The organism is uncultured Intestinimonas sp. (assembly GCF_944387725.1).
Classification (GTDB): domain Bacteria; phylum Bacillota; class Clostridia; order Oscillospirales; family Oscillospiraceae; genus Intestinimonas.
Map to the genome: position 1 here is coordinate 1 of NZ_CALXGA010000091.1, position 6,585 is coordinate 6,585.

Annotated in this window: 3 protein-coding genes and 1 pseudogene; all 4 read left to right on the plus strand. The window is 63.3% G+C overall.

Going from position 1 to position 6,585, the window contains the following annotated elements; genetic code table 11:
• Positions 1-143: 143 nt before the first annotated feature.
• Positions 144-266: pseudogene (locus Q0K09_RS10080) on the plus strand (conjugal transfer protein TraI); the annotation flags it as partial.
• A 254-nt stretch (positions 267-520) separates the two neighbouring features.
• Positions 521-3,955: a pyruvate carboxylase gene (locus Q0K09_RS10085; protein WP_294475882.1), complete on the plus strand. Its 3,435-nt coding sequence runs from the start codon at positions 521-523 to the stop codon at positions 3,953-3,955.
• Positions 3,956-4,009: 54 nt separating this feature from the next.
• A complete protein-coding gene (locus Q0K09_RS10090) occupies positions 4,010-5,212 on the plus strand; it encodes a pyridoxal phosphate-dependent aminotransferase (protein ID WP_294475884.1) in 1,203 nt (400 codons plus the stop codon).
• Positions 5,213-5,749: 537 nt separating this feature from the next.
• A complete protein-coding gene (locus Q0K09_RS10095; protein ID WP_294475886.1) occupies positions 5,750-6,409 on the plus strand; it encodes a Crp/Fnr family transcriptional regulator in 660 nt (219 codons plus the stop codon).
• The last annotated feature ends 176 nt before the right edge of the window (positions 6,410-6,585 follow it).

Here is a 6,585-nt window from a genome sequence, read left to right on the forward strand (position 1 = left end):
TTCATAGCGTTTCATACCTTTTAGTTTCGCATATTTGCTCCTTTTGTGCAACTTTTATTTTTCAAACAAGCCCTAAGATTCATTCTGCTTTTTCCACGTTTTTCGTGTCCGTCTTTCCGGGAAGAGCTCAATCGGCGACGTGGTTGGCAGTGCGCAAGCATATCAACGCTAAAACCGCCGGCTGCGGAGCCGCCGGGCAATCCCTTCTCTTAGCGCATGACGAGTTTACCAAGAAGCCCGTCCTCGATGAAACCGGCAGGCTTATCATGATATGGGCACAGGCCCCCTATCTGGAGCCCGCCGCGCTTTGGGACGGGACCTCCTCCGGCGGGCTTAGCATGGGGAAGGATGTCGTTGGGGAAGAAAGCGATTGCATCCTTTGTCACTTTATCGTATAATAGATACAGTTTACAATTCGACCGTGAGATTCCGGCAAACTTTTTGCCGGCGCGAGGGGCGGGGCGTCTTCCCCTTTTTTCGCAGCACGGCCAGCCTGAAAACGAAAGGGAGGAACCGCAACGTGTCAGGACACAAGTTCCAAAAGGTACTCATCGCTAACCGGGGAGAGATCGCCATCCGCATCTTCCGGGCCTGCTACGACCTGGAGCTGCGCACCGTGGCCATGTACTCCAACGAGGACACCTACAGCCTCTTCCGCACCCGGGCCGACGAGGCCTACCTCATCGGCGAGAACCAGTCCCCCCTGGGGGCCTACCTGGACATCCCGGCCATCATCGACCTGGCCAAGCGCCGCCAGGTGGACGCCATCCACCCGGGCTACGGCTTCCTCAGCGAGAACCCGGACTTTGCCCGGGCCTGCGAGGAGGCGGGTATCACCTTCATCGGCCCCAGCTCCGCCATTCTGGCCCAGATGGGGGACAAGCTGGCGGCCAAGGCCACGGCCATCGCCTGCGGCGTGCCCACCATCCCCGGCTCCACCACCCCCCTGAAGGACGCCGACGAGGCGGTGGAAAAGGCCCTCTCCTACGGCTTTCCCATCATCCTCAAGGCGGCTGCCGGCGGCGGCGGCCGGGGGATGCGCCGCTGTGACAGCGAGGAGGACGTCCGTCGGGAGTTTGAGCTGGTGAAGAACGAGGCCCGGAAGGCCTTCGGCAACGAGGACATCTTCATTGAGAAGTTCCTGGTGGAGCCCAAGCACATCGAGGTCCAGATCCTGGGGGACCAGTACGGCAATGTGGTCCACCTGGGGGAGCGGGACTGCTCCCTCCAGCGCCGCTATCAGAAGGTGGTGGAGTTCGCCCCCGCCTGGAGCGTCCCCCAGGATACCCTGGAGCGGCTCCGGGCCGACGCCGTGAAGATCGCAAAGCATGTGGGCTATGTCAACGCCGGCACCGTGGAATTCCTGGTGGACAAGAGCGGGAACCACTACTTCATCGAGATGAACCCCCGCATTCAGGTGGAGCACACCGTCACCGAGCAGGTCACCGGCGTTGACCTGGTGCGGGCCCAGATTCTCATCGCCGAGGGCCAGCCCCTCTCCCACCCCTACATCGGCATGGGGGAGCAGTCCAACCTGCGCATCAACGGCTTTGCCATCCAGTGCCGGGTCACCACCGAGGACCCCGCCAACAACTTCGCGCCTGACACCGGCAGGATCACCGCCTACCGCTCCGGCGGCGGCTGCGGGGTCCGGCTGGACGGCGGCAATGCCTACGCCGGGGCGGTCATCTCCCCCTACTACGACTCTCTGCTGGTAAAGGTCACTACCTGGGACAACACCTTCGAGGGGGCCTGCCGCCGGGCCGCCCGGGCCGTCCGGGAGGAGCACATCCGAGGCGTCCAGACCAACATCCCCTTTATCACCAACATCCTCACCCACCCCACCTTCCGCTCCGGCCAGTGCCACACCAAGTTCATCGACGAGACCCCGGAGCTCTTCGAGATGCGCTACGGCCAGGACCGGGCCAACAAGGTCCTGCGGTACATCGCCCAAAAACAGGTGGACAACCCCTCCGCCGAGCGGCGGCAGCTGGACATCCCCCGGTTCCCGCCAGTCACCGGGCAGCGGGGCCCCGGCCTCAAGCAGCTCCTGGATGAGAAGGGCCCCGAGGCCCTGCGGGACTGGGTGAAGGACCAGAAGAAGCTCCTGGTCACCGACACCACCATGCGGGACGCCCACCAGTCCCTCCTCTCCACTCGGGTCCGCACTCGGGACATGGCCCTGGGGGCCCAGGGCACCTCTGAAATCCTGTCCGACGCCTTTTCCCTGGAAATGTGGGGCGGCGCCACCTTTGATGTGGCCTACCGCTTCCTTCACGAGTCCCCCTGGGAGCGGCTGGACATCCTCCGCCGGGCCATCCCCAATATCCCCTTCCAGATGCTCCTCCGGGGGGCCAACGCCGTGGGCTATACCAACTACCCCGACAACGTCATCCGGGCCTTTGTCCAGGAGGCGGCCAAGAGCGGCATTGACATCTTCCGGGTCTTCGACTCCCTGAACTGGATTCCGGGCATGGAGGTGGCCATGGAGGAGGTCCGCAGGCAGAACAAGGTCTGCGAGGCCGCCATCTGCTACACCGGCGACATCCTGGACCCCAAGCGGGACCGCTACACCCTGAAATACTATGTGGACATGGCCAAGGAGCTGGAAAAGCGGGGGGCCCACATCCTCTGCATCAAGGACATGTCCGGCCTCCTCAAGCCCTATGCCGCCCAGAAGCTGGTGAAGGCCCTGAAGGAGGAGGTGGGCCTGCCCATCCACCTCCACACCCACGACACCTCGGGCAACCAGGTGGCAGCCTACCTTATGGCCGCCGAGGCCGGGGTGGATATCGTGGACTGCGCCATCGACTCCATGTCCTCCATGACCAGCCAGCCCTCCCTCAACGCCGTGGTCACCGCCCTTCAGGGCCAGGAGCGGGACACCGGCCTGGACCCCCAGCGGCTTCAGAAGCTCTCCGACTACTGGGCCGACGTCCGGGAGCGGTACGCCTCCTTTGAGACGGGCATTAAGAATCCCTCCACCGACATCTACCGCTATGAGATGCCTGGCGGCCAGTACTCCAACCTCCGCTCCCAGGTGGAGAGCCTGGGCCTGGGCCACCAGTTCGAGGCAGTGAAGGAGATGTACAAGACCGTCAACGAGATGCTGGGGGACATTGTGAAGGTGACCCCCTCCTCCAAGATGGTGGGGGACCTGGCCATCTTCATGGTTCAGAACGAGTTAACCCCGGAAAATATCGTGGAGCGGGGGGAGGCTCTGGCTTTCCCCGACTCGGTGGTGAGCTACTTCAAGGGCATGATGGGCCAGCCCGCCTGGGGCTTCCCGCCGGAGCTCCAGAAGGTGGTGCTCAAGGGGGAGGAGCCCATCACCTGCCGCCCCGGCGAGCTGCTGCCCCCCGCGGACTTCGACCAGGTCCGGGAGCAGATGCGCGTGTTTATGGGAGAGGAGCGCATCAACATGCGGGCCATGCTCTCCTACTGCCTCTACCCCAAGGTCTATGAGGAGTACCGCAGCCACCGGGACGAGTACGGCTACATCACCCGCATGAGCAGCCACATTTTCTTCAACGGCATGGCCCTGGGAGAGACCAACATGCTCAGCATTGAGGACGGCAAGACCCTGGCCATCAAGTTCCTGGGCCTGGGCGACCTCAACGAGGATGGCACCCGGAACGTCCACTTTGACCTCAACGGCATGGGGCGCACTGTGGCGGTACCCGACAAGCACGCCCAGGTTCAGGTCCATCCGGTGACCCTGGCCGACCCCGAGGACAAGAGCCAGGTGGGGGCCTCCATCCCCGGCATGGTCTCCAAGGTCTCGGTAAAGGCGGGGGACCACGTGGAGGAGAACCAGGTGGTGGCCCTCATCGAGGCCATGAAGATGGAGACCTCGGTGGTGGCCCGGCTGACGGGCACTGTGGAACAGGTTCTGGTCAAGGACGGCACCTCAGTGAAGGCCGGGGAGCTGCTGCTGACCATCAAGCCAGACTGAGCCGGGCGGAGCGCACCCTTTGGCGCGATGCTGTGTAGATTTGGAGGCAGAATTATGAGTTATTTACCGGAAAATATGGTCCAGCTGGGCAGCCGCCGCAACGTCATGCGGGAGATCCGGGAGTACGGACTCCTGCGGGCCCGGGAGGTGGGGGCCGAGAATGTGCTGGACTTCTCCCTGGGCAACCCCAGCGTGCTGCCCCCCGCCCAGGTCAATGACACCATTCGGGAGCTCCTGCAAGCCAGGGAGGCCGACATTCACGCCTACACCTCCGCCCAGGGCGACCTGGAGGCCCGGGAGGCCCTGGCCGCCTCCCTCACCCGGCGGTTCGGCATGTCCTACAAGGCCGACGACCTCTACTTCACTGTAGGTGCGGCGGCGGGGCTGTGCTGCTGCTTCCGGGCCCTGGCCTGCTCGGGGGACGAGTTCCTGCTGCTGGCCCCCTACTTCACTGAGTACGACATCTTCGTCCGGGAAAACGGCGGGACGCCGGTGGTGGTCCCCCCGGACTACGCCACCTTCCAGCCCGATCTCCAGGCGCTGGAGGCCGCCATTACCCACAGGACCAAGGCCCTAGTGGTGAACTCCCCCAACAACCCCTCCGGCGTGGTCTACAGCGCGGAGACTATCCAGGCCATGGCCGATCTGCTGCGCCGGAAGGCGGCCGAGTACGGCCACCCCATCTATCTCATTTCCGACGAGCCCTATCGGGAGCTGGTCTTCGCCGGCTTCACCGCTCCCTGGCTCCCCGCCTACTACGATGACACTCTGGTCTGCTACTCCTACAGCAAGTCCCTCTCCCTGCCCGGCGAGCGCATCGGCTATATCCTGGTGGGGGAGAAGGTGGCCCTGCGGCAGGAGGTCTACGCCGCCATCTGCGGCGCCGGCCGGGCCCTGGGCTATGTCAACGCCCCCAGCCTCTTCCAGCGGGTCGCGGCGGCCTGTGACGGCCTCACCGCCGACCTCACGGTCTACCAGACCAACCGGGACTTGCTCTACCAGGGCCTGACCCGGTTGGGCTACACCTGCGTGGAGCCCGGCGGCACCTTCTACCTCTTCCTCAAGTCCCCGGAACCCGACGCCAACGCCTTCTGTAAGCGGGCCCAGGGTTATGACCTCCTCTTCCCTCCCGCCGACGACTTCGCCTGCCCCGGCTGGTGCCGCATTGCCTTCTGCACCGGCACCGACAAGGTGGAACGGGCCCTGCCCATCTTCGAGAATCTGGCCAGGGAATACGGCTTGCCGGCCCAGGCGTGAGGGGAGAAGGAGGCCCACTGATGGTTCGCCTGGAGCTGGGGAGGAGCTGATGGAGTTCCGCCTGCCGGAGGACTACCGGACCTACCTCACCTGCCTGGGCAACGGCGGGGCAGTACGGCATCGCCCCCTTCCGCTGTCCCCTGCGGGATGAGCTGCGGGAGCCGGCGGCGGTCTATGGGGCATCGGCACGGATGGAACAGAAAAAGGGCAAATCCGCACACTATCATGCGGATTTGCCCTTTCTTTTGATTATCCCGCAAAGCCCTTCTTATTTTATGGAATAGCGGAGGAACTGTCTGTTCTCTTGTCTGTGTTACCTTACGGCATTGAGCATTCCCCATCGGCTTGACATCTCCCCATGCCTTTTCTATAATAATGTCTGCGGAAGTCCCCCAAAAGCGGTTGACTCCCACGGCATCGCCCCGCAATGCGTTCCACAATCGCCAAAACCGGCGGCTGCGGAACGCATTCCGCCGTCTGCGGCGGCCTTCGGTTCCGGCCGGTCAGGCCGCGGGATACATCAAGGAGGTGCTGACCATAGACCTTTCTGTCTTTTTCCCCATCTGGGCCAAGCTGACCCCGGCGCAGCAGGCCGAGCTGACCGCCGCCGCCACGGAGGTCTCCCTGCAAAAGGGGGCCATGCGCCACGGCGGAAGCGGGGACTGTACGGGACTGCTTCTGGTGGCGTGCGGACGGCTCCGGGCTTATATCCTCTCGGAGGAGGGCCGGGAGATCACCCTCTACCGGCTGTTTGACCGGGATATCTGCCTGTTTTCCGCCTCCTGCATCATGCACAGCATCCAGTTTGCCCTCACCATCGAGGCGGAAAAGGATACCCAGCTCCAGGTCATTCCCGCCGAGGTCTACCGCAGGATCATGGAAGAATCGGCTCCCCTGTCCAATTATACCAATGAGATCATGGCCTCCCGCTTTTCTGAAGTAATGTGGCTGATGGAGCAGGTCCTGTGGAAGCGGTTTGACCGGCGGCTTGCGGAATTTCTCCTGGAGGAGAGCGCCCTGGAGGAGACTCCCTCCCTCCGCATCACCCACGAGGCCATTGCAAACCATCTGGGGACGGCCAGAGAGGTGGTCACCCGGATGCTCCGCTATTTCCAGACCGAGGGCATGGTCAGGCTGGCCCGCGGCGTCGTGGAGCTCACCGACAGAGAAAAGCTGCGCGCCCTGCAAAACGCGTAAGCAGGGCGCGCAGCCGCCGGGGCAATTAGGGCTTGTTTGCGAATGCACATTTAGAAGCCGTATTCACAAATGGGGAAAGAAGTAGCAAAATGTGGATATAAAAGAAACGCAAGGCGTACCCGAGCGACTTGACGGATGAACAGTGGGCGGAGATTGCGCCGCTCTACACGGGAATG